This window comes from Alphaproteobacteria bacterium (genome assembly GCA_004295055.1).
Taxonomy (GTDB): Bacteria; Pseudomonadota; Alphaproteobacteria; order SHNJ01; family SHNJ01; genus SHNJ01.
In genome coordinates this window covers 33278-56293 of sequence record SHNJ01000030.1, presented here as the reverse complement: position 1 = coordinate 56293, position 23016 = coordinate 33278, and the positions used below count along the sequence as shown (strand labels likewise).

Sequence of the window (23016 nt, the reverse complement as noted above, 5' to 3'; positions counted from 1 at the left end):
TTTGCCGCTAACTCCCCCCAGTTGCGTAGTACAAATACACATTTACTGTTAAAAAATAATTAAGAGTTCCATGATAAGTCTAGAGTTCCAAACAATTAGGCTTAAAAATCGAGCAAAGGAACTTGCCGCCCCCATGTCTGCGACAAACGCAAAATCCGGTACGTTAAGTGAAACGAGCGAGCTGCTCGATGCCTTAGATCGGCAATTCAAAGCCATTATGAGCCGCATAGCGGACGATATCGCCGACAGCATGCGCGATCCTGGCGGCGGCAATGGATTCGTAAATTATTTTCTTACCGACCATAAAGATTCTGCGCTTTCTGAAGAAACCCTAAAGAAAGCCCATGTTGACATAAGGCAGATCGAATCGATTGCCGGGTTTCAGAAAATCAAACAATTTTGCGACAAGAAATATTACCGCATCGTATTTGAATTTTATCTGGATTTCACTAAGCCCGGATCGCCGAGGCTTTACAAATTAACTGTGGATGGATGGTAAGCTGTTATGGACCACAATGAAGTTATCGAAGCGATTGATCGCCATGAAAAATGGCTAAAAGACCAGGTTGGCGGACAACGGATCAATCTGTCCGGTTGCGATCTGTCCAACATTAAATTGCCTAAGCGATATTTAAAATCAGCCAAGTTTTCCGGTTCCAATCTTAGCAACACCACTTTTCACGGCTCAGACCTCAGTTTCGCCGATTTATTTTGTTCCAACCTGGATAAAGCGGACTTTTCTTATTGCAATCTGATGCGCGCCAATTTACGCGGCGCTCAGATTCGCGATGCAAATTTCTTTGGTGCCAATTTGCAGGATGCCGACATGCGCAGCGGCTCCATTGTCATGTACAGTTCCAACCGCGAACCAGCCACATTGATGCGAACATCCCTGTCCGGCTCCGATTTGCAGAACGCGCAATTGCAGAACGCCAATTTGACCGGTGCGGATTTAACCCATTCGAATCTGCAAAACGCCAATTTACAGGGCGCGGCGCTTAGCGGGGCCAATCTCGCCGGCGTGAATTTGCAAGATGCCAATTTAACCAATGCCGACTTGATCGGCGCAAACCTAACGGATGCGCAAGTCAAAGGTGCCGTGTTTTCCGGCGCGAATTTAACCGGCGCGATTATTGATCCAATTACCCTGGCCACCGCCAATTTGGCCGGTGCGATTATAAGCAAGCCGTTAGTGACGCCGAACCTGGCGCATAATTCCAGCGATAAACTACCGCGCACAATCAAGGAAATCCTGGAAGACCATTATTTATGGGTTAAAACCAATGGCAAACAGGGCGAGCGCGCAAAATTGGCGCAAGCGAATCTGGCCCTGATCGATTTGACCGGTTCCGATTTATCCGGCGCGGACCTGGCTGGGTGCGATATGAACGGCGCCAAATTATTCCAAACGCAACTGATTATGACCGATCTGGCCAGCGCCAATCTATCTGGGGCCGACTTGCGCATGGCCGCCATGGACGGAATCAACCTATCCGGCGCCAATCTGCATCATGCCAAATTGATCAATTGCAGCCTTAGCGTGGTTAATATTAAAACCGCCGATGGCAAGCTAACCGGGAAAATATGGGCTGCCAATTTGAGCGGCACGAACCTAAGCGGCGCCGATTTGTCTGGCGCCGACTTGCGCGGAGCCAACTTAAGCAATGCTGACCTGACCGATGCCAATCTGTCTGGCGCGAACCTGCTGGATTGCAATATTAGCGGAGCAAAATTGGACCGCGCCAATCTCGAAGGCGCGATTATGCCTTCCAGCGCGGCTTAGATCATTTTTCGACCGCCGGCGGCGATGCGTGGCGGGATTTATTTTCCCGCTTTTCATCCAAATCCTTACAAGCATCTATTACTGCCTGACGGCTGCTATCGGACACTAATTTGTCTCTATAAAACAACTGCCGTGTTTTTGTATCATAGGTTAAAGTGCCCAGTCCGGCCTGGTTTTCCAATTGGCCTATCTTAACCGATCCGGGCGGGTCATTTTGTGTCTGGGTTTCCAATTGTAAAATAATAGGGATTGATATTTTCTGCGGCAGTTCAATTGCATTATCGTTTAAATCGGCCGGCGTTACAGAATCACCGTTTATATCCAATCCCGGTTTAAATGCGACATCATCATCGGGAGTATGCGGAACAAAATATTCGCAATCATCTGTCGTTAAAGTCAATTCCGCCGCCCAGGCCGGAAAAACCAACCACACCAGAACGCCTATTATAAATATTTTTTTCATGGCTCCGTCCCTATCCATTCTATCATACGATCCATGGCCCCATGAGTGCCCATGTAATACAATACCGCCCAAATTACGGCGGCGACAATGGACGTAACCATAAACTTGCGCCCGATATGCGCATTTTTCGGCGCGCCAGGATCGTGCCCTTGGGCCGGGTTTGGATCGCGTTCCACCCAGAACGGTAGAACGGCGAATAACACAGTCCACCAAACCACAAAATAAGACGTCAAAACGATAAACCAGTTGGTTTGCATTTTACACCCGCAAAATATGCACGCGGCCCAAAGGTTTTTTGCCGGAAACCGCCTGAACTACGCGTTGCGCCGCGATGCGTATTTTTTCCGCCATAGCCGCATCGTCTATTCTTTCCGATTTCGATGTTTTATTCAGCGACTCTTCAACCGCATCCGCTACATTTTCCGTTACCTGATCCAATTGATCGTGTTCGACGACACCCATTAAACTGATTTCTGGCCCGGTTACCAGCTGGCCTTTTTTGTCCAAAGCCACGGAAATCACCATAGCCCCATTCCAATTGAATTTATGCTTTTCCTTGAACACTTCGGAATTAAGTCTGATCCACTGGTCGCCATCCAACGCCAATACATCCGTTGGGATGGTACCCACATATTCACTGCGATCTGGCAAAATACGGATCACTTCGCCGTTTTCAACAACCAACGCATCGCGCACGCCGCATTTCTGTGCCAATTCCTGATGCGTCAATAAATGCCTTAACTCGCCATGCATCGGTATCGCTAAGCGAGGGCGTATCAACTGATACATCTTGGTCAATTCATCGCGGTATGGGTGACCGGACACATGCGTAAAGTGGCTGTCGGCGGTGATGATATGCACGCCCAGACGCGCCAATCGATTCTGTATCTGTTGTATGGCCAGTTCGTTGCCTGGGATCTCGCGGGAGGAAAATATAACCGTATCGCCATCGCCCAATTTAATATGCTGATGCATGCCGCCAGCAATTTTATCCATGGCCGACATACGCTCGCCCTGGCAACCAGTGCACAGGAACAGGATTTTATTGTCGGGGAAATAACCAACCTGTTCTTCGTCGATCAGATTAGGAATTTCCTTAATATACCCCAGTTGTGTGGCGATATCATAGACGCGGTGCAAGGAACGCCCGGCCAATACCACATGCCGGTCTGCCGCTTCCGCCGCCTCTGCAACGCTTTTCAGACGGGCAACGTTACTGGCAAACAAGGTTACTGCAACCTTGCCGGTTTGTTCGGCAATAATTTTCTTTAAACTCTGCCGGACGGCCTGTTCCGATCCGCCTTCGCCCGGTTCAAACACATTGGTCGAATCGCAAATCATGGCCATGACACGGCGTTCGCCCAGTTCATGCAGCGCATGGAAATCCGTTGGCTCGCCAATAACTGGCGTCGGATCGAACTTCCAATCACCCGTATGAAATATAGTGCCGATTTTGGTTTTAATAACCAGGCTATGATTGTCTGGAATTGAATGGGTCAGCGGCAGAAATTGCAAATCGAACGGTCCAACCGAAAATTCGCGGTTGGATTCGATAATATGGGTCTTAACCTTACGGTTTAGTCCCGTTTCCTCTAGTTTTGTTTTAATCATCGCGGCGGTAAAGCGCGTTGTATAGATCGGGCAGCCCAGCTCTTCAATGACATAAGGTATGGCGCCGATATGGTCTTCGTGCGCATGGGTGACAATCATCCCAACCAAAGATTCTTTGCGTTCCAATATAAATTCGGGATCTGACATCAACAAATCAATGCCCGGAATACCGTCATGCGCGAAACTGATACCGCAGTCGACCAACAACCATTTGCCGGCATGGCCGTATAAATACATATTGCGGCCAATTTCACCGGCGCCACCCAGCGGCACATATAAAACTTCAGAATTTTTAGGATCGAAATCAGACGCCACTTTTCACACTGCGCAGTTTGATGTTACGGATACCCCGCGCATTGCGGAAATATAATTTGGTTAAACCGTTTAAGGTTAAATCACGATCAATTGCAAACAGATCAGGAATCACGTCGGCAAAAAATCCCGCAAGACCGCCAGTGGCTATCACCGTCATTTTTTTACCGTGCTCATCCTCTATTTTCTCTAAGATCCCTTGAATTAATCCGGCATAACCCCAATAGGCGCCTGATTGCATCGCTTCTTCAGTGCGCTTGCCAATAACCTGCCTTGGCTTTGCAATCGCCACACGCGGTAATTTAGCCGTCCCTTGGACCAAGGCATCAAGGGACAAATTAATGCCTGGGCAGATAACACCACCCAGATAACTGCCCTGCTCGTCAATAACGTCAAACGTGGTAGCCGTACCGAAATCGATAACTACAGCAGGCAGCGGATATTTATCAATCACTGCCACCGCATTGACCAAACGATCCGCGCCGACTTCTTCTGGCGTATCCACCCGTACCGCTATGCCTAGATCGAAGTTTTCCTGACCCACATAAAACGGTTTCACGCCAAAATAAGTTTCACACAATTTATAAAGCGCATGCCCAGTTTGCGGCACGACGTTGGCGACAATCGCGCCGGTAATCTTTTTCGCATCGATATTTTTCAATTCAAACAATTGCAACAACCAAACCGCAAATTCATCGGCGGTGCGATTGACATCGGTCGTCATCCGCCAAGACGCCAGCATGGTTTCGCCATCATAAACCGCGAACACGGTGTTGGTATTGCCCGAATCAATACAGAGATGATACATTTTAAATTCCCACTATGCCGGAAAATATAGGCAAAACCTTATTTTCCTCAAGTCCCAATAATAACGCGCCATCCTCGCGCAAATCAAGGAATATGCCGCTTAATTTGCCATCAGGTGTGCCGGGAGCCTCGGAAACCGTGATTTTCTGGCCTTTAAACGCCGCCTGATCCAGCCAGGCTTGGCGAAATTGAGCAAATCCATCTTTTTGCCAGCGCCCGGCATAAAACCACAATTTATCACCCAGCATTTCGGCCAGTTGCTTTACCCCAACCGTTTTTTTGCTTTCTGTAAAAATAGAGGTCGCTGGATAAGAAGTTTGATCGGGATGGCTAATCACATTCACGCCAATACCGACAATTAAATTGGGCTGGTCATTTTTATCCTGCGCCGTTTCCAGCAATATCCCGGCAATCTTTTTGCCATTGCATAATACATCATTTGGCCACTTGCATTGTATATGGACACCACCCATTATTTCCCGCAATACATCGCATACGGCAATCGCCGAGATAAAAGACAGTTGCGGCCAGACTTGTAGTGGCGCGGCGGGTTGACATGCCAAAGAATAGAATAAATTACCTTCCACAGACTGCCAAATACGCCCTTGCCGTCCCCTGCCAGCCGATTGTATAGCCGCGCAAACGGCAAAAGGCGGCAATTCGCCAGACGATAATAGCCGCTGCGCCTCGGAATTAGTGGAATCGATAGAATCGTGGTAATGCAGCCGGATGGATGCGGAATTACCGGCCAAGATCGCCTACCGAATAAATCAGGCTGGAGGCGCGTTCCGACCAATGCATGACTGGATCCGGGTAAATTACGAACAAGGCCAGCAACAATGCGCTGCCGACCATTACCAAACGCAATTCACTATGAATAAATTTATCCAGTGCTTCGCGGACATCGTCAAAATACATTATTTTGATGATATTCAAATAATAATAGGCGGAAATTACGCTGGCTACGACGCCGAAAACCGCCAGCCAGTACAAATTGCTGTGCAAGGCGGCGATGATGACATAAAACTTGGCAAAGAATCCTGCTAACGGCGGAATTCCGGCCATAGAGAACAAAATCACCAGCAAACATAGCGCCATAATCGGATTGGTCTTCGACAAACCCGTTAAATCTGAAATTTTCTCAACCAATTTTCCGTCGCGGCGCATGGATAAAATACAGGCAAATGCGCCAACACTCATGATCACATAAATAATCATATACGCCGTCAATGCCCGGACGCCTTCGGTCGAAGCCGCCGCAATACCCATCAATACAAATCCCATATGGCCAATAGAACTATAAGCCATCAGTCGTTTAATATTGGTTTGACGCAGAGCCGCTACCGCGCCGACCAACATCGAAGCTGCCGCCAAAAATATGATGACTTGTTGCCAGATATGCGGACTGGTCGATAATGGTCCAGCCAATACACGCACCAACAATCCCAAGGCTGCGATTTTTGGGGCCACCGCGAAAAACGCCGTTACAGGCGTTGGGGCGCCTTCATAAACGTCCGGCGTCCACATATGGAACGGCACCGCCGATACTTTGAATGCCAATCCCGCTAGCATAAACACGACACCGGTTACTATGCCAAGGCTGTGTTTCATGTCGACACCGCTTAACATACGGGCAGCCGTATAAAAATCGGTCGTGCCGGAGAATCCATAAATGAACGAAATGCCGAACAACAGCATGCCGGACGACAATGCGCCCAGCACGAAATATTTGATGCCGGCTTCTGTGGAACGCACACTGTCGCGATGAAACGCAGCCAGCACATATAAGGCCAAGCTTTGCAATTCCAGGCCAACATACAGCGTCAAGAAATTATTGGCCGACAGCATTACCATCATGCCGAGAGTGGATAACATCATAAGCGCGTAAAATTCATGCCTATTGTCTTTTTGTTCAGGCAAATAGCGCCAGGATAAAATTGCCGTAACCGCGCCGCCCAACAACACCAGGCTTTTCATAATGGCGGCGAATGGATCAAAGCGGAATAAATTATTAAATGCGGTCGCAACATATTCCGGTTTTAACGCCACCAAATATTGGTCAGTCAAATGCACCATATACGCAACCGTGGCAAATCCAACGACAGCAATCAGTGCGGCCGCGTTATAGGCCCGCTTTTTATCATAAACGCCAAAAATCAAACCAATGATCGCGAAAATGGCCAAAGTTATTTCCGGAAAAATCAGTCTAAAATCGTAAAATTCAGTCGTAATAGGTTCCATGATCATCACTCGGCAGGAAATAAAGTATCTAAGATTGACATGCGAGGCGGCGCAGCGTTCAAATCCGCCGACACATCGGCCAGCAATTTATCCACCGACGCCTCCATCGGTTTCATGAAACTGGTCGGATAAACACCCATCCACACCACCAATACTAATAACGGCGCGAAAATAGTTATTTCCTGCCAGCTTAAATCTTTCAGGCTTTTCAGCGATAATTTCTCCAGCTTGCCCAACACTACGCGGCGATATAGCCACAGAGAATAAGCCGCGCCCAAAATCACGCCTGTCGCCGCCAGCATCGCCACCAACTTGTTCGCTTGATACGCTCCAGCCAAAGCCAAAAACTCGCCGACGAAACCGCTAGTGCCCGGCAATCCAACCGAGGCTAATGTAAATACCAAAAATACAAAGGCGTAAATCGGCATGCGTTCCACCACGCCGCCATAGGCCGCTATTTCCCGGGAATGAATCCGGTCATATAAAACGCCAACGCAAAGGAACAAAGCGGCAGATACAAACCCGTGCGACAGCATTTGTACGATCGCGCCATCGATCCCCTGCACATTCAAGGTAAAAATGCCCATGGTTACAAAACCCATATGCGCGACCGACGAATAGGCGATCAGTTTTTTCATGTCTTCTTGGGCAAGCGCCACCAGTGACGTATAAATCACCGCGATTACACTGAGAGTAAAAATAAAGGGCGCAAAATCCTGGCTGGCAGCGGCGAACATAGGCAAGGAGAATCGCAAGAAACCATATCCACCCATTTTCAGCAAAATACCGGCCAAAATGACGGAACCGCCCGTGGGCGCTTCGACGTGCGCGTCCGGCAACCAAGTATGCACCGGCCACATTGGCATTTTGACGGCAAAGGACGCGAAGAACGCCAGGAACAGCCAATGCTGCATCGGCACTGGGAACTGCGTTGTGGTGAGAACTGTTATATCCGTTGTACCCGCATGCCAGTACATCGCCACCATAGCTACCAGCATTAATACGGAACCTAATAACGTATACAGAAAGAACTTAAATGCCGCATAGACGCGCCGCGCGCCGCCCCATACGCCGATGATCAAGAACATCGGAATCAGCACGCCTTCGAAGAATAAATAAAACAAAACCATATCCAGTGCGCAGAACATGCCGATCATAAAAGTTTCCAAGATCAGAAACGCGATCATGTATTCGCGCACGCGTTTTTCGACCGACTGCCAGCTGGCGATAACGCAAATGACGGTCAGCAATGCCGATAGAATGACAAAGAAAATGGAAATACCGTCAACGCCAAGATGATAATCAATACCCAAGGACGAAATCCACGGCGCCTTTTCTACGAACTGGTAATCGGCTTTAGCGCCATCAAAATTGTGCCACATTAATAAGGATAGAATGAAGGTAATGATGGATGTCCAAAGCGCGGTCCAGCGCGAATTGCGCTCCACCTGATCCGGCGTGCCACGCAACAAGAAAATCAGCACCGCACCAAACAGCGGCAGGAATGTCAAAACCGAAAGGATCGGAAGGCCGTACATCTTAGCTCCACCAATAACGCAAAATGAAATAACTGATAAATCCGGCAACGCCGCACAACATCACGAATGCATAGTGATACATAAACCCGCTTTGAAACCGGGATAATGTTCCGGCAAAACGCTGCGAAACACTGGCGATGCCGTTGGGGCCTAACCCATCTATAATCGCCCCATCCCCGCCCAGCCATAGGCTGCGGCCGATACGCAAGGCAGGCTGTACAAAAATTTTGTCGTAAAGTTCGTCAAAATACCATTTGTTCAGCAAGAAGTTGTAAACGCCTGGGAAAGTTTTAGCCAAACGAGCTGGAATCGCCGGTTGAATCATATAAAACCAATAAGCCAACAAAATCCCGGCAAGCCCTGCGAACAATGGCGACATTTTAACCCAAGTCGGCACATGATGCGCATGTTCCAGAATTTCATTGCCTGGCCCCATAAAAATTGCCGCGCCCCAGAATACATCGTGATGCTCGCCAATAAACGCGTCTTTTAACGTCCAGCCAGCCGCAATCGCGCCGCCCGCCAGAATCAATAACGGTACTAACATTACCCAAGGCGATTCGTGCGCATGACTCATGGTTTCGGCATCGGCGCGCGGCTTGCCGTGGAACGTCATTAATAACAGGCGCCAGGAATAAAACGCGGTACAGAATGCCGCGGCCAAGCCCAACCAGAATGCGTACATGCCAACACCGCTATGCGCGGCATAAGCGGCCTCCAGCACCATATCTTTTGAAAAATATCCAGCGAATGGCGGAATACCGGCCAGTGCCAAATTACCAATCCAGATCATGACATAGGTGATCGGAATCACGCGCCACAGACCGCCATATTTACGCATATCTTGTTCGCCACTCATCGCGTGGATGACGGAACCTGCGGATAAGAACAATAGGGCTTTGAAAAAGGCATGGGTGGTTAAATGGAACATACCGGCGGAATAAGCGCCCACGCCGCAAGCAAAAAACATGTAACCCAACTGGCTGCAAGTCGAGTACGCGATCACGCGTTTGATGTCGTTTTGTACCAAACCAATTGTCGCCGCAAAAAACGCGGTCGATGCACCGACAATGGTTACCATTTGCAACGCCATTGGCGCGAATTCGAATAATGGCGACATGCGGCAAACTAAAAATACGCCGGCGGTCACCATGGTCGCGGCGTGGATTAATGCGGATACTGGCGTTGGGCCTTCCATCGCATCGGGCAACCAAGTGTGCAACAATAACTGCGCCGATTTGCCCATCGCGCCGATAAATAACAGAATGCACAACACAGTCATCGCATGAACGTCATAACCCAAGAAATCGATATGGGTTTGCGCCATTTTCGGCGCTGCGTCAAAAATTTCACTGAATGTAATCGAATCGAACAGCATGAATATGCCGAAAATGCCAAGGGCGAATCCGAAATCGCCAACCCGGTTGACCACGAATGCCTTGATCGCGGCGGCATTCGCCTCCGGCTTTTCATACCAGAAACCGATCAACAGATACGACGCCAATCCGACCCCTTCCCAGCCGAAAAACATCTGCGCCAAATTGTCGGAAGTCACCAGCATAAGCATAAAGAAGGTGAATAACGACAAATACGCCATAAAACGTGGAATGGATTTATCGTGGCTCATATAGCCAACTGAATAAACATGAACCAGAAATGATACGCCATTCACCACCAGCAGCATTACCATCGACAACGCATCGAATCGCAACGCCCAGTTAAAAGACAATGATCCCGAATTGACCCAATCCAATACCGGAATGATCAAGGTTTCAGATCCTGGGATATGCATAAATAAATTAATAGAAATCAGTGCTGCAATACCAACGCCAATGCAGGTAATCAATTGAGAGGCGCGGTCGCCGATCCAGTTGCCAAAAATGCCGACGATCAGAAAGCCAAGCAATGGAAGAAACACGGCAGCTAAATACATAGATACTCCTTAAAAGATAGAAGTTTTCTATCCTTTTAATTCACTAATATCCTCGACCGCGATGGTTTGCTTGTTGCGGAAAAACACAACCAAAATCGCAAGGCCGATGGCGGCTTCGGCCGCGGCAACGGTTAGGATAAACATCGAAAATACTTGGCCGGTCAAATTTTGCAGATACGCGGAAAAGGCGACGAAGTTGATATTCACCGCCAACAGCATCAATTCGACCGACATTAAAATAACAATGACATTTTTACGGTTTAAGAAAATACCAAAAATCCCGATAGCGAACAAAATCGCTGCAACCGACAGGTAATGGTACAAAGGAACAGCCATTATTCGATTCGCACTCCCACACCGACAGGCACTTGTTTGATTTCCATTGCTTCCGATGGCTTGCGATATACTTGCTCCGCAATAACTTGATGGCGCACGCCCACGCGTTCGCGTAAAGTCAAAACGATTGCGCCGATCATCGCCAGCAACAGAATCATTCCGGCCATCTGGAAAATCAGAAAATAATCGGTGTAGATCAATTGTCCCAATGCCTTGGTATTATGCATGCCATCCGCAACCGGTTTTGCCGCATTGATTTCAGCAATCTTGACGGCACGCGGACTGGAAATGAACAATCTGGCCGCGATCAACAATTCGCACAGCAAAATGCCGCCGATCAGGCCCCCAACAGGCAGATATTTTAAGAACCCCTGCCGCAGCGCAACGAAATCCACATCCAACATCATCACGACAAACAGGAATAAGACTGCGACCGCGCCGACATAAACGATCACCAGAATCATGGCGAGGAATTCCGCGCCCAACAGCAAGAATAATCCCGCAGCGTTGAAAAACGCAAGAATCAGCCACAGCACCGCATGCACTGGGTGACGCGCCGAAATAACCATCAGCCCGGACAAAATCGTCACGGCTGAAAAAAGGTAAAATGTAAGTAGCTCGAGGGACATCGTGATATTTGTTTTTGGTTGCCGCGAACTTACCCTGCCCACGCGCAAAATCCAAGCCGGAACACAAACCTTTGATTTATTTTCGGTTTTTAGGGGATAACTACGTGACGGTTATGTCCGGATAGTGATTTTTAGGCCCTGACCCGCTGACAGACCTCGTAAACTTGAAAAACAAGCGCATTTCCGAGCGAATGCTCTTTGCCTACCGGGGCTAAAGGCTGCAAAATTGCTTTGACCTCTTCTGGATCTATTGGACTATGATGATATTTTTCCCGTCTTTTGACCGCTTGATATAGGCCTTGCCAATCGCCGCCTAGCATCTCTATGATTTCTTTTGGTTCCGCTAAAACAAAGTCGTTGTAATAATTAGTTTTACCATCCCGACCGACATATGCGACTTGACCTGGAATCTCAAATGTTAAACGGCCTGCATATTTAGACCTATTATATTCAACTTTCGATTTCATAGAACAAGGAATCTGGCCGGTATCGATATTCAGCGGATCGTATTTTCTAACAATAATCATGCCATTAGGGGTATTGTAACGAACCTGACGTTCCAATGCCAAATCCCGCCAATCTTTAATCTTTTGATTGACCCGCTGCTTGCTTTTTTCAGATTCCGATTCCTGGCAATGAACATAATTAATTGCTGAAAAAGCCAAAACTGTGGATGCTCCAACCAGTAATACAGCCCCTAATACATTTTTTGTTCGATCATACCAGCGGTGCGGTCGATCTAATCCCCTGTTTGAGGGTTCTTGTGTCACGCAGACCCTCGTTCATTTATCGCATAAACTTGAAAAACAAGCGCATTTCCGAGCGAATGCTCTTTGCCTACCGGGGCTAAAGGCTGCAAAATTGCTTTGACCGCTTCTGGATCAACAGGCCTATTCTCTATTTTCATCGCCCGGCGAAAATTACACTCCCCCTGCAAGGCCAAATACAATTTTTGCCAGTCTCCGTCCAACATCTGCATAATGGTCGCTGGAGCCGCCGGCACAAAACCATCCCGGTAACGTATGTGGCGGTGCACTATGTAAGGGACTTTTCCTGGGATTTGAAAGCATATTTTATTGGCATATAATCCCTGATTGATGGTAACTTCTGTTTCCAAATATGCTTTGCGATCAGCCCATAGATCCCCGGTTGGAACACTACCTAAATCCACATTTAATGGGCCATATTGGGTAATTATAATTTTTCCCTTGGGAGTATCGTAATAAAATACAGGCGCCTCATTTTGCCATTGGGTGATCTGATCACGAACATCGCGTTCTGTTTGCCCCAATTTTTCTGCCGTAGCATAAGTTCGGGCCATAGAAACACCCAACCAACTGGCACCTGCCATCGCCGCCAACGCCAATAAAGTGTTCTTGACCGCTCTCAGCTCAGTTTGAAATGGTGAATTCTGATTCATAGCGCCCTCCGCAATATTTTCCTAAGAATATGCTTTAAATTAGCCGTTGTAAATTATTGATTTATTGTAATAAAATTTCTATTCTTTGGTATAAGGGTTCTCGCCCTGGCGCAGGTAAATACGGATTGGGGTGCCGGGCATATCGAATTCATCCCGCATCTTATTGGTTATATAGCGAATATAGCTGTCCGGCATGTCATAAACGCCATTACAAAACAGCACAAATGTCGGCGGCCGCGTCTTGATTTGCGTCGCATAGCGCAATTTCAGGCGCTTATTTTTAACCATCGGCGGCGGATAAGCCTCCACCATCTTTTTTAGCCAATTATTCAATTTCGAAGTCGAAATGCGTTTGTTCCAAACATCATATACTTCAAATACCGCTTTAAATACTTTGTCTAAGTTTTTGGATTGCAAAGCAGAAATGTAAATAATTGGCGCATCGGCAATTTGTGGCAAGGATTTTTCGACAATCGCTTTTACGCTATTAATCGTTTCACCCTTATCCCGCACCAAATCCCATTTATTGATTACAATTGCCACTGCCCGGCCTTCGTTCGCCGCAAGGTCGGCAATAGTCAAATCCTGGCGGGTAATGCCCTGGCTAACATCAAGGACCAACAAAACCACTTCGGCCATGTTAATCGCGTTAATCGTATCGGACGTGGCCATTTGTTCCAGTTTTTCAACAACCTTGGCTTTTTTACGCAAACCGGCCGTATCGACCAGTTCCAATTTTTTGCCACGCCATTCGAACGGCACCGCGATGGCATCGCGGGTAATCCCCGCCTCCGGCCCGGTCAGCAATCTTTCTTCGCCAACCATCTGGTTGATCAAAGTGGATTTGCCAGCATTCGGTTTACCAACAATCGCGAGTTTAATGCGGCGATCTTTGGCTGATTTCTCTTCGGTTTCTACTTCTTCAGTTTCTTCCGCTTCCCATTCGTCTTTTTCTGCAACCAGTTGTTTGGCCGGACAATAATCTTCTAAATACGCGGCGAGTTCGTCCATACCCAGCCCATGTTCCGCCGATACCGGAATCGCCGGATTGAAACCAAGCCGGTGAAATTCCGCCCAATCCTGACCAGTTTTATTTTCGCATTTATTGATCACAAGGAAAATTGGCTTACCGCTTTTGCGCAATTCCTTGGCAATGGTGCGGTCTTCGTTTTGCAAACTGACCTTGCCATCGACCACAAACCAAATCAAATCGGCTTGATCAATCGCACGCTGACTTTGTTTTGACATGCGGCGCGCCAATTCATCGCCCTTACCATCATCCAATCCTGCGGTATCGATAGCCATGAAATGATGGCCGAATAAATTCGCTGGCGCTTCTTGCCAGTCGCGGGTAACGCCGGGCGTGTTATGGACGATCGCCAATTTCCTGCCCACCAGGCGGTTGAACAAGGTTGACTTGCCAACATTGGGCCGTCCGACAATGGCGATTTTAAAGGTCATTGATGCCTACCGGAATGCCACCAGCTTGCCGTTGTCGGTTAAAACCAACAATGTATTTTCCGCGACAATCGGGGAAATAGACGACACGCCCGGCAAATCATAAGATCCTATAACTTTTCCATCTTGCGGCGACAGCACCCATAATTTTTCATCGCCACCGACAACAAACAAACGTCCGCCAGCCAATACCGGTCCGGCATAATGCGCGTTTTTCGCATCGTCTTTATGCGCCAGCTCGACGCTCCATTTAACAAGGCCGCGCGCCATTTCCACGCAAATCAAATGATTGCTGTTATCGATAATGTAAACATAATTGTCGGTAACCCACGGCGTTTCGGTGCCGCCAACCGACAAGTCCCAAATCCGTTCGCCCGATTGCAAATCGATCGCCAGCATCCGGTTGCTGTGACCAATCGCATAGACTTTACCATCATGAATTGCCGGCAAGGCCTGAACCGACGTAATGGTCGCCATCAGATCGCCACGACGCACCCGCGACAGATTTTCTACCCATAAAGGGCGGCCCTTTTTCAAATCGAATGCGATCAAATCGCCGGTGGTAAAAGTAGCCAGCGCGATACCATTGCTGATAGCCGGGCTTGCGCCGCCAAGCAACGCGGCAGATTCATTCAACCCTTCATACATCCACGATAATTTGCCTTCTTTGGCCGTTAGCGCTGTCAAACGGTTATCGACCGGCACTACCAATATTTTTCCTTCCGCCACGGTTGGCGCGGTGCGCAGCGGACTAGATACCGGTTGGCGCCACAAAATATCGCCGTTCGCCACATTCATCGCCGTCAATTCAGCAAGGCCGGTGGTTACATACAAAATATCTCCGTCCACCGCCAGGCCGCCATTCGCGATCGAACGGCTGTCTTCCTGATCGGGAACAAGGTCTTTCGACCAGATCAAAGCGCCGGTATTCAAATCAAACGCGCGGACTTCGGATGAAACATCGATGGTAAAAACCTTGCCGCCGGCGGCCACTGGCTGATTCACCAAATATCCATCGCGCGACGAACCATCGCCAATATCCGCCGTCCAGATTGTTTGCAGCGGATCTTTGTTTAACGCCAGATGCTGCATCACGTGATCCGCATAACCGCCTGCCATTGGCCAGGTTGGATTGGCCGATGCCGGCGGGTAAATAACCTGTGCGTCCGCCAGAGATGGATCGGGTTCAATCGGATTATTCGACAATAAAATAGGAATGCGGGTGCCCGGCAAAATTGGATCGCCTGCTTTGCCAAACCAATCATCGTCGCAAGACGGCAATAAAACGATGGCGAATAAAAGAACTAGAATGCGTTTCATAATTTTGTGGGAAAAAGTTTGATTGATGAAAAGAAGGGGCGAATGCCCCTTCTAGATATCTTATTAATACGACAAAACCGTGGCAACGCGCTGAACGCGCATTCTCATGCTGACGGGTGAATTTTCATCTTTGGCGATCCGGTCGAAAATATTTTTGGCTTTTTCCTTGTCGCCTTTTTGCATGGCGATCAGGCCCTGCAATTCCAACGCCGAAAAACGCCATGGGCGGCCGGTTGCCGTCAATGGTTCCAAACGTTTGCTTAGACCATCAAGATTCGCGCCTTCCATATCCATTTGGATCGACACGCTGTCGATGGTAGCAAGTTCCCGGTACATTGGATCGATACCGCCGGCATTCGCCAATTGGTCATACGCCTCGATGGCGCCTTTTTTATCGCCATCTTTGAATTTAATGCTTGCCTGGGTAAACAATGCCAAGGTTTTATATCCGCTGCTGGCATCGTCGGCAATTTGCGCCAATTGCTTTAACGCTTCGTCTTTTTTCTTGGCATCCGCCAGATCAACCGCCTGATCAAACAAAGCCGCATCGTTCGAAGCGCGGTATTGGCTGTATTGCTTGTACCCAGAGGTCAAAGCGGTGCCCAGCACCAAAACGGCAATCGCCGCCATAATCAGCTTGCCATAATTTTTCCAAACCTGGCGCATTTGTTCGCTGCGCAAGTCTTCTTTGATTTCGTCAATTAAATCCATAGTTTTCTTCCTTGTTAATTTTTATTTACGCAGCTTCCTGCTTCCATTTGATCGAACAGCCCATGCTGGCGAATTGTTCACGTGGGCCATTGCCAGTCGATACGATTTCCTTGAATGCTTCCAATAAATCGCGGCGCGCGCCCGGCGCGGTTTCTTTACGCGATGCGTCCAAACGGCCGCGATATTGCAATTCCCCTTTGGCGTTATAACCAAAGAAATCCGGCGTGCATACCGCCCCATATTGTTTGGCGACGGCTTGCGATTCATCGACCACATACGGGAAATTGAAATTATTTTGTGCGGCAAAAACTTTCATGTTTTCAAAACTGTCATCCGGATATGTCAACGGATCGTTCGAATTAATCGCAATAACGCCAACGCCCATTTTTTGCAGTTCTGCCACATCCTGTACCAGGCGCGTGACAATCGCTTTTACATATGGGCAATGGTTGCAAATGAACATCACCAAGGTGCCTTTTGGTCCAGACACGTCTTTTAAACCATAGGTTTTGCCGTCTATGGCTTTCAATTTGAAATCAAACGGTTTTTGCCCAAAATCGCAAAGCGGGGTTTCGACTGCCATGCCTCTTCTCCTAGCCACAGTTTTTTATTACGTTGCAACTATTTAGTCTTTTTTTACCCACCAATCAAGCACAGAACTGCTATGCTGGAATTAGAGCAAATCGCAATTAAATTAGTATTTTGTGCGCTGCAATGACGATTTATGCGCCTGAACTGGCCGGTTAGTACAATTTTTAACTAATTTGATACCTATTGACGGCAGACTGGTATCTAACGGGGAATATCTATTTGGATGATCGCAGTGATGGAAAAAGCAAGGTCCGAAGAAAACGTGCTGAATTTTGTGGCGCATCGCCGCAAAAACACCGCTGCTTATTTCACCCGTACGGAATTAAATCAGTTACTAGGGTTGTATGCCGAAAAATCCAAAATCGGAGAGTGGCGGCATTCAACCCTAGACCAACGTTATGGTCTAATTGCCTTCTCGATCTATCAAGATCCGCTCGAGCGCCCAATATATTCGGTCATTAAATTCGACCGCGCGCACCGGGAAAAAGGCAAATTTGTTTTGTATCACCGCCGCCGCCGCTTGAAACAATGCCAAACCATGGGCGAATTATTGATGGCGATGCGGTCGATGAAAACACCGCAGGTTTAAATAAATTTCACATCAATAAAAAAGCCGGAAGAAATCTTCCGGCTTTTTGCTTAATCGTGCCTTATGAAAGAATTCTACCCGTGGACAACCTTCTCAGAAGATCGGCAGCCAACTGCGCAGTCTCCAAGGTATTTGCTGTATTAGTCATTAAAGGCCGAATGCCTTGCTTTGCCTTCTGCCCCGCGATTGCTTCTTCCAATCGCTTGACTGCCGCATCGCCAAGCGGCGCTTTTCTTATTTTACCCTCTTCGTTTCTGCATAGCGGCGCCCAACTGACATATACTCCATTGATCATGTAAATAAGGGCTGGGCCTAAATTCGGGTCACGGCACAATGGTCCCATATCGCAAAATTCTAAAACTTCGCGCACTTCCCTTTTTAAAAAATCGAACGCTACGACTCTGTTTGCAGGCTGATCGTTAATGGAATGCAATTTACACCCTTTGCGAATAAGATCGCCGATCAAGGTATCAGCGACATAGTGCTGGGGAAGATTCATTTCTTGGCGTAAAGGTTCCGGTACAAGTAAAGTAGTGGTCGACTTTACAGTAACATCCGATTCTATTTCCCCTTCATCTACCAAAGCCTTGATTGCCGTGGGAGTATCTTCTTGTCCTGCAACAAGCTTTTTTAATTTGGCGATTTGCGCATCAAAATATATCAACATCGCAGCAGACAGTTCTTGCTTGCCAGGATCGTATCCCATAGCTTTCAATACAATTTTGTAAGCGCAATAACCCGTTACCGTCTGCTGCTTTGCGCTTAGCGGTGCGATTTCATGAACCAGCAATGTAGTTACAGAAATACCCATCTGTTGCCACTTTTTTTGTTATTTTGCAACAACTGTATCCTTTAAAGATCAATTCGTCAAGTGGTTATTCCCACTCAATAGTGCCCGGCGGTTTTGAGGTATAATCATATACCACACGATTGATGCCGGCGACTTCGTTGCAAATGCGGGTTGCAACGCGTGACAGGAATTCGGTGGTGAATGGATAAACATCCGCGGTCATGCCATCGGTGGATGTCACAGCGCGTAAGGCACAAACATAACTATAGGTTCTGTAATCACCCATCACGCCCACGGTTTTTACAGGCAGCAATACGGCAAAGGCCTGCCAGATTTCGTTATATAAACCGGCCTTGCGGATTTCATCCAGATAGACTTTATCGGCGTTACGCAGGATTTCCAATTTCTCCGGCGTAATCTCGCCAGGCACGCGAATCGCCAAACCTGGGCCTGGAAATGGATGGCGTTCGACAAATTCCGGCGGCAATCCTAATTCTTTGCCTAAAACACGAACTTCGTCTTTGAACAATTCCCGCAATGGTTCGACCAGTTTCAAATTCATTTTTTCCGGCAAGCCGCCGACATTATGATGCGATTTGATTGTCACCGATGGCCCACCGCTAAACGACACCGATTCGATCACGTCAGGATATAATGTGCCTTGGGCCAGGAATTCGACGCCGCCTATTTTCTTCGCTTCGGCTTCGAACACGTCGATGAATAATTTGCCGATAGTTTTGCGCTTTACTTCGGGATCTGTTACGCCAGCCAGCGCGCCAAGGAATTGTTTCGATGCATCGACATGCACCAATGGAATGTTATATTTGCCGCGGAACATAGAAACGACTTGCTCTGCCTCCCCCGCGCGCATCAAACCATGATCCACAAAAATGCAGGTCAATTGATCGCCAATGGCTTCGTGAATCAACACGGCCGCCACAGACGAATCGACGCCGCCCGACAGGCCGCAAATCACTCGCGCCTTGCCAACTTGTTTGCGGATTTTGGCGATTTCTTCTTCGCGGAACGCCTTCATAGTCCAATCGCCGCGACAACCCGCGACTTTTTTAACAAAATTGCCCAGCAATTTCGAACCGTCCGGCGTATGCATTACTTCCGGGTGGAATTGCACGCCGTAAATCCTTTTATTTTCATTGGCAATCGCTGCATACGGAGCGCCGTCGCTGGTGCCCACCGTTTTAAACCCGGATGGAATGGCGGTGATGGCGTCGCCATGACTCATCCAAACTTGGTAATCCTTGCCTTTTTGCCAGACACCGTCGAACAACGCGCAGTCATCGACTATTTTCAATTGCGCCCGGCCAAATTCGCGCGTGTGCTGTGCGCCAGGTTCCACCTTGCCGCCCAACTGATGGCACAATGCTTGTTCGCCATAACAAATACCCAAAACCGGCACATTCAAATCATAAACGATTTGCGGCGGCATCGGCGCATTTTGCTCGTAAACGCCAGCGGGGCCACCCGATAAAATCACCGCTTTGGGATTATAAGATTTAATTTTTTGCGCATCAGTATTAAAGGGAACGATTTCCGCATAGACTCCCGCTTCGCGCACGCGCCGTGCAATTAATTGGGTAACTTGTGATCCGAAATCCAGAATAAGAACTTTATCGTGTTGCATCAGGCTCCCTTTGTTAAATAAGGCGATAAAATAGCTTATTTGCCGACTTTAATCAACACCGCCGCAAAAAATCCGTCAGTAGCGTGATCGGCGGGATTAAGGCGCAAAAACCCCTTATCCGGCGCCAATTTCCACGCCCACAAAGGTTCGGAAATATCCGCCAATGCAAATTCCGGATGGGCCGCCAAAAACCGTTCGATTTGCGCATCGTTTTCTTCGCGCAAAATGGAACAGGTGGAATAAATCAACCATCCGCCGGATTTTACCAACGGCGCGGTTTGATTTAAAATATTCTGCTGTACTTCGATCAATTCGGCCAAGTCTTTTTCGCTAAAACGGTGCCGCATATCCGGATTGCGGCGCCAGGTTCCCGTGCCGCTGCACGGAACATCACACAACACGCGGTCAAACCGCCCATGCTGCCGCGACAGCCATTTTTCGCCATCTTTATCCAGCAGTTTCAATTCATGATTATGCACGCCTGCGCGGCGGAACCGTTGTACCGATTTTTTCAATCGTGCATCGTGATTGTCGCATGCGGTAACGCGGCCCTTGTTTTGCATTTCCGCCGCCAGCGCCAGCGTCTTACCGCCCGCGCCCGCGCAATAATCCAGCACCGACATTCCCGGCCGCGCCGCGCATAACAGCGCGATTAATTGCGATCCTTCGTCCTGAACCTCGATCGTGCCGTCTTTCAATTGTTCCAGATTGCCCAGATTGGCGCGTTGTTTTAATCGCAGTCCGAGCGGCGAATATGGTGTTTTTTCCACCTCTGGCAAAGCTCCCAAAATTTGCGCAAACACTTCATCCCGCAATCCGCGCAAACTGTTCACCCGCAAATCGACGCTGGCCTCGGTTTGCATGACTGTCAGCAATTCCTGCCAGTTGGGCCAATATTCTTGGATCTTTGGCAATAACCAGGCCGGGCATTCCAATTTCGTCGCATCGTCCATATCCGCCGATAAAATTTGCGGCGGGGATTTGGCCCATCGCCCCACCCATTTTTGCTCCACCTCGTTCAACGCGCCACTGGCATATTTATCGTCGGTAAATGCGCCGGCGATTTGATCCATATTCCATCGTTCCAAAAACACCAGTGCCGCCAACGCATTGGTGCGCGCATTAGGCATCAGGCCGAAACCGCCTTGCCCAATCCACCAATCCAGTTTCCTTTTATGGCGCATGATTTTGTAAACAAGATCGCTAATAAATCGCCGGTCTCCGCCGCCGATAAACCGCCGCGCGCGAAAATAGGCATCGCAAATCCGGTCGATGGGACGCGCGAAAGTCTCGAATTCTTTTAGAATGTCGATGATCGCCGTTATTCGGGCTGAAGGAGTCATGAAATTCTACACTTACTATGACGCCAGCTTATAATTCGGTGCTTCGCGGGTGATGGTAATATCGTGCACGTGGCTTTCTTTTAATCCTGAACCTGTAATCCGCACGAATTCGCATCCTGCCTGCATCGATTGAATCGTTGCATGTCCGGTGTATCCCATCGCCGCGCGCAGGCCGCCAGTCAATTGGTGCAATACTTGCGCTACCGAGCCTTTGTATGGGACCATGCCTTCGACGCCTTCCGGCACGAATTTCAATGAATCGACTTCTTTTTGAAAATACCGGTCGGCCGATCCATCCGCCATTGCGCCCAATGATCCCATGCCGCGATAGGATTTATAAGAACGGCCCTGGTACAAAAATACTTCGCCCGGGCTTTCATCGGTGCCAGCAATCAACGAACCCAGCATCACGCAATCTGCGCCTGCCGCAATCGCCTTGGCCACATCGCCCGAATACCGGATACCGCCATCGGCGATCACGGGAATATTATGTTTATGCCCAATTTCGGCGCAATCCATAATCGCGGTAAATTGTGGCACGCCCACACCGGCAACAATACGCGTGGTGCAAATTGAACCCGGACCAATACCAACCTTTACCGCATCGACGCCGACATCGATCAATGCCTTGGTTGCATCGGCCGTGGCGACGTTACCGGCGATAATTTGGGTAAAACTATTCAATTTGCGGATTTGCCGCGCGGTTTCGATCACGCCAGCCGAATGGCCGTGCGCGGTATCAATAACAACAATATCAACCTCCGCATCAATCAACGCGGTGGCGCGTTCAATGCCGTCCTTGCCGGTGCCAACCGCCGCGCCAACGCGCAGGCGGCCTTTTTCGTCCTTGGTCGCGTTCGGATATTTATTCGCTTTTTCCATATCCTTGACCGTAATCAAACCGATGCAGCGATATTGATCGTCCACCACAAGCAATTTTTCAATACGGTGTTTGTGCAGCAATTTTTTGGCTTCGTCATGCGATACGCCTTCGCGCACCGTAACCAAATTATCTTTAGTCATCAATTCGCGGACCAATTGTTTGGCATCGGTGGCAAAACGCACATCGCGGTTGGTCAGAATGCCAACCAACTTTCCGCCCGATGGCTCCACCACCGGAACGCCGGAAATGCCTTCATCCGCCATCAATTTTAAAGCATCGGCAAGCGGGCGGTCTGGGAAAATAGTAACCGGATTGATTACCATGCCGGATTCGAATTTTTTAACGCGGCGAACTTCTTCGGCTTGTTTGGCGATGGCAAAGTTGCGGTGAATAATGCCAAGTCCGCCCGATTGCGCCATGGCAATCGCCATCCGCGCCTCGGTCACCGTATCCATGGCCGATGAAATAATCGGAATGCCGATTTCGATGTTACGGGTAATTCGGGATTTGGTGTTGGTTTGGCCAGGCAATACATTCGATGCCGCCGGTTTCAACAATACGTCGTCAAAGGCCAAAGCCTCGGTAATCGAAATCTTTTTAGGTGCGGAGAACATGT

General features: G+C 48.6%; 23 protein-coding genes. 3 read left to right on the top strand and 20 right to left on the bottom strand.

Annotation, left to right across the window (positions count from 1 at the left end; genetic code table 11):
* Positions 1-133 precede the first annotated feature (133 nt).
* Both EYC62_07185 and EYC62_07180 read left to right on the top strand, forming a co-directional pair.
* Positions 134-499: a hypothetical protein gene (locus EYC62_07185; protein TAH33084.1), complete on the top strand. Its 366-nt coding sequence runs from the start codon at positions 134-136 to the stop codon at positions 497-499.
* Between the two features lie 6 nt (positions 500-505).
* The gene (locus EYC62_07180) at positions 506-1783 is read left to right on the top strand and encodes a pentapeptide repeat-containing protein (GenBank protein TAH33083.1); all 1278 of its coding nucleotides are present in this window, start codon (positions 506-508) and stop codon (positions 1781-1783) included.
* Position 1784: 1 nt separating this feature from the next.
* Here EYC62_07180 and EYC62_07175 read toward each other — a convergent pair whose 3' ends face one another.
* The 16 genes from EYC62_07175 to EYC62_07100 form a co-directional block, all read right to left on the bottom strand.
* The gene (locus EYC62_07175; GenBank protein TAH33082.1) at positions 1785-2246 is read right to left on the bottom strand and encodes a hypothetical protein; all 462 of its coding nucleotides are present in this window, start codon (positions 2244-2246) and stop codon (positions 1785-1787) included.
* Positions 2243-2503 (bottom strand): DUF1467 family protein, encoded by a 261-nt coding sequence (locus EYC62_07170; GenBank protein TAH33081.1) that lies wholly within the window; start codon positions 2501-2503, stop codon positions 2243-2245. The genes EYC62_07175 and EYC62_07170 overlap by 4 nt, the downstream gene beginning before the upstream one ends.
* 1 nt (position 2504) lies before the next feature.
* Positions 2505-4172, bottom strand: coding sequence for a ribonuclease J (locus EYC62_07165; protein ID TAH33080.1), 1668 nt, complete (start codon positions 4170-4172; stop codon positions 2505-2507).
* Positions 4162-4977, bottom strand: coding sequence for a type III pantothenate kinase (locus tag EYC62_07160; protein ID TAH33079.1), 816 nt, complete (start codon positions 4975-4977; stop codon positions 4162-4164). The genes EYC62_07165 and EYC62_07160 overlap by 11 nt, the downstream gene beginning before the upstream one ends.
* 1 nt (position 4978) lies before the next feature.
* Positions 4979-5731, bottom strand: a complete 753-nt coding sequence (locus EYC62_07155) for a biotin--[acetyl-CoA-carboxylase] ligase (protein ID TAH33078.1) — start codon at positions 5729-5731, stop codon at positions 4979-4981.
* Positions 5718-7217 (bottom strand): NADH-quinone oxidoreductase subunit NuoN, encoded by a 1500-nt coding sequence (gene nuoN, locus EYC62_07150; GenBank protein ID TAH33077.1) that lies wholly within the window; start codon positions 7215-7217, stop codon positions 5718-5720. Before nuoN ends, EYC62_07155 begins: the two co-directional genes overlap by 14 nt.
* A 5-nt stretch (positions 7218-7222) precedes the next feature.
* The gene (locus EYC62_07145; GenBank protein TAH33076.1) at positions 7223-8755 is read right to left on the bottom strand and encodes an NADH-quinone oxidoreductase subunit M; all 1533 of its coding nucleotides are present in this window, start codon (positions 8753-8755) and stop codon (positions 7223-7225) included.
* A gap of 1 nt (position 8756) precedes the next feature.
* A complete protein-coding gene (locus EYC62_07140) occupies positions 8757-10688 on the bottom strand; it encodes an NADH-quinone oxidoreductase subunit L (GenBank protein ID TAH33075.1) in 1932 nt (643 codons plus the stop codon).
* Positions 10689-10715: 27 nt separating this feature from the next.
* The gene (gene nuoK, locus EYC62_07135) at positions 10716-11024 is read right to left on the bottom strand and encodes an NADH-quinone oxidoreductase subunit NuoK (GenBank protein TAH33074.1); all 309 of its coding nucleotides are present in this window, start codon (positions 11022-11024) and stop codon (positions 10716-10718) included.
* Positions 11024-11653 (bottom strand): NADH-quinone oxidoreductase subunit J, encoded by a 630-nt coding sequence (locus EYC62_07130; protein ID TAH33073.1) that lies wholly within the window; start codon positions 11651-11653, stop codon positions 11024-11026. The genes nuoK and EYC62_07130 overlap by 1 nt, the downstream gene beginning before the upstream one ends.
* 131 nt (positions 11654-11784) lie before the next feature.
* Complete coding sequence (locus EYC62_07125) at positions 11785-12423, bottom strand: hypothetical protein (GenBank protein ID TAH33072.1); 639 nt, start codon at positions 12421-12423, stop codon at positions 11785-11787.
* Positions 12420-13073, bottom strand: a complete 654-nt coding sequence (locus tag EYC62_07120) for a hypothetical protein (GenBank protein TAH33071.1) — start codon at positions 13071-13073, stop codon at positions 12420-12422. The genes EYC62_07125 and EYC62_07120 overlap by 4 nt, the downstream gene beginning before the upstream one ends.
* 78 nt (positions 13074-13151) lie before the next feature.
* A complete protein-coding gene (locus tag EYC62_07115) occupies positions 13152-14534 on the bottom strand; it encodes a ribosome biogenesis GTPase Der (protein TAH33070.1) in 1383 nt (460 codons plus the stop codon).
* 6 nt (positions 14535-14540) lie between these two features.
* Complete coding sequence (locus EYC62_07110) at positions 14541-15851, bottom strand: pyrrolo-quinoline quinone (GenBank protein ID TAH33069.1); 1311 nt, start codon at positions 15849-15851, stop codon at positions 14541-14543.
* A 63-nt stretch (positions 15852-15914) separates the two neighbouring features.
* Complete coding sequence (locus tag EYC62_07105) at positions 15915-16562, bottom strand: tetratricopeptide repeat protein (protein TAH33068.1); 648 nt, start codon at positions 16560-16562, stop codon at positions 15915-15917.
* A 25-nt stretch (positions 16563-16587) separates the two neighbouring features.
* Positions 16588-17145 carry a thioredoxin family protein gene (locus tag EYC62_07100; protein TAH33067.1) on the bottom strand — a complete coding sequence of 186 codons (558 nt, stop codon included), beginning with the start codon at positions 17143-17145 and terminating at the stop codon, positions 16588-16590.
* A 231-nt stretch (positions 17146-17376) separates the two neighbouring features.
* On the opposite strand from EYC62_07100, the gene EYC62_07095 reads away from it, so the two are divergent.
* Complete coding sequence (locus tag EYC62_07095) at positions 17377-17742, top strand: DUF2794 domain-containing protein (GenBank protein TAH33066.1); 366 nt, start codon at positions 17377-17379, stop codon at positions 17740-17742.
* A 61-nt stretch (positions 17743-17803) separates the two neighbouring features.
* On the opposite strand, the gene EYC62_07090 is transcribed toward EYC62_07095, so the two are convergent.
* The 4 genes from EYC62_07090 to guaB form a co-directional block, all read right to left on the bottom strand.
* Complete coding sequence (locus EYC62_07090; GenBank protein ID TAH33065.1) at positions 17804-18553, bottom strand: hypothetical protein; 750 nt, start codon at positions 18551-18553, stop codon at positions 17804-17806.
* 64 nt (positions 18554-18617) lie between these two features.
* Positions 18618-20174, bottom strand: a complete 1557-nt coding sequence (gene guaA, locus EYC62_07085) for a glutamine-hydrolyzing GMP synthase (protein ID TAH33064.1) — start codon at positions 20172-20174, stop codon at positions 18618-18620.
* 35 nt (positions 20175-20209) lie between these two features.
* Positions 20210-21517 (bottom strand): methyltransferase domain-containing protein, encoded by a 1308-nt coding sequence (locus tag EYC62_07080; GenBank protein ID TAH33063.1) that lies wholly within the window; start codon positions 21515-21517, stop codon positions 20210-20212.
* Between the two features lie 15 nt (positions 21518-21532).
* Positions 21533-23014, bottom strand: coding sequence for an IMP dehydrogenase (guaB, locus tag EYC62_07075; GenBank protein ID TAH33062.1), 1482 nt, complete (start codon positions 23012-23014; stop codon positions 21533-21535).
* Between the last annotated feature and the right edge of the window lie 2 nt (positions 23015-23016).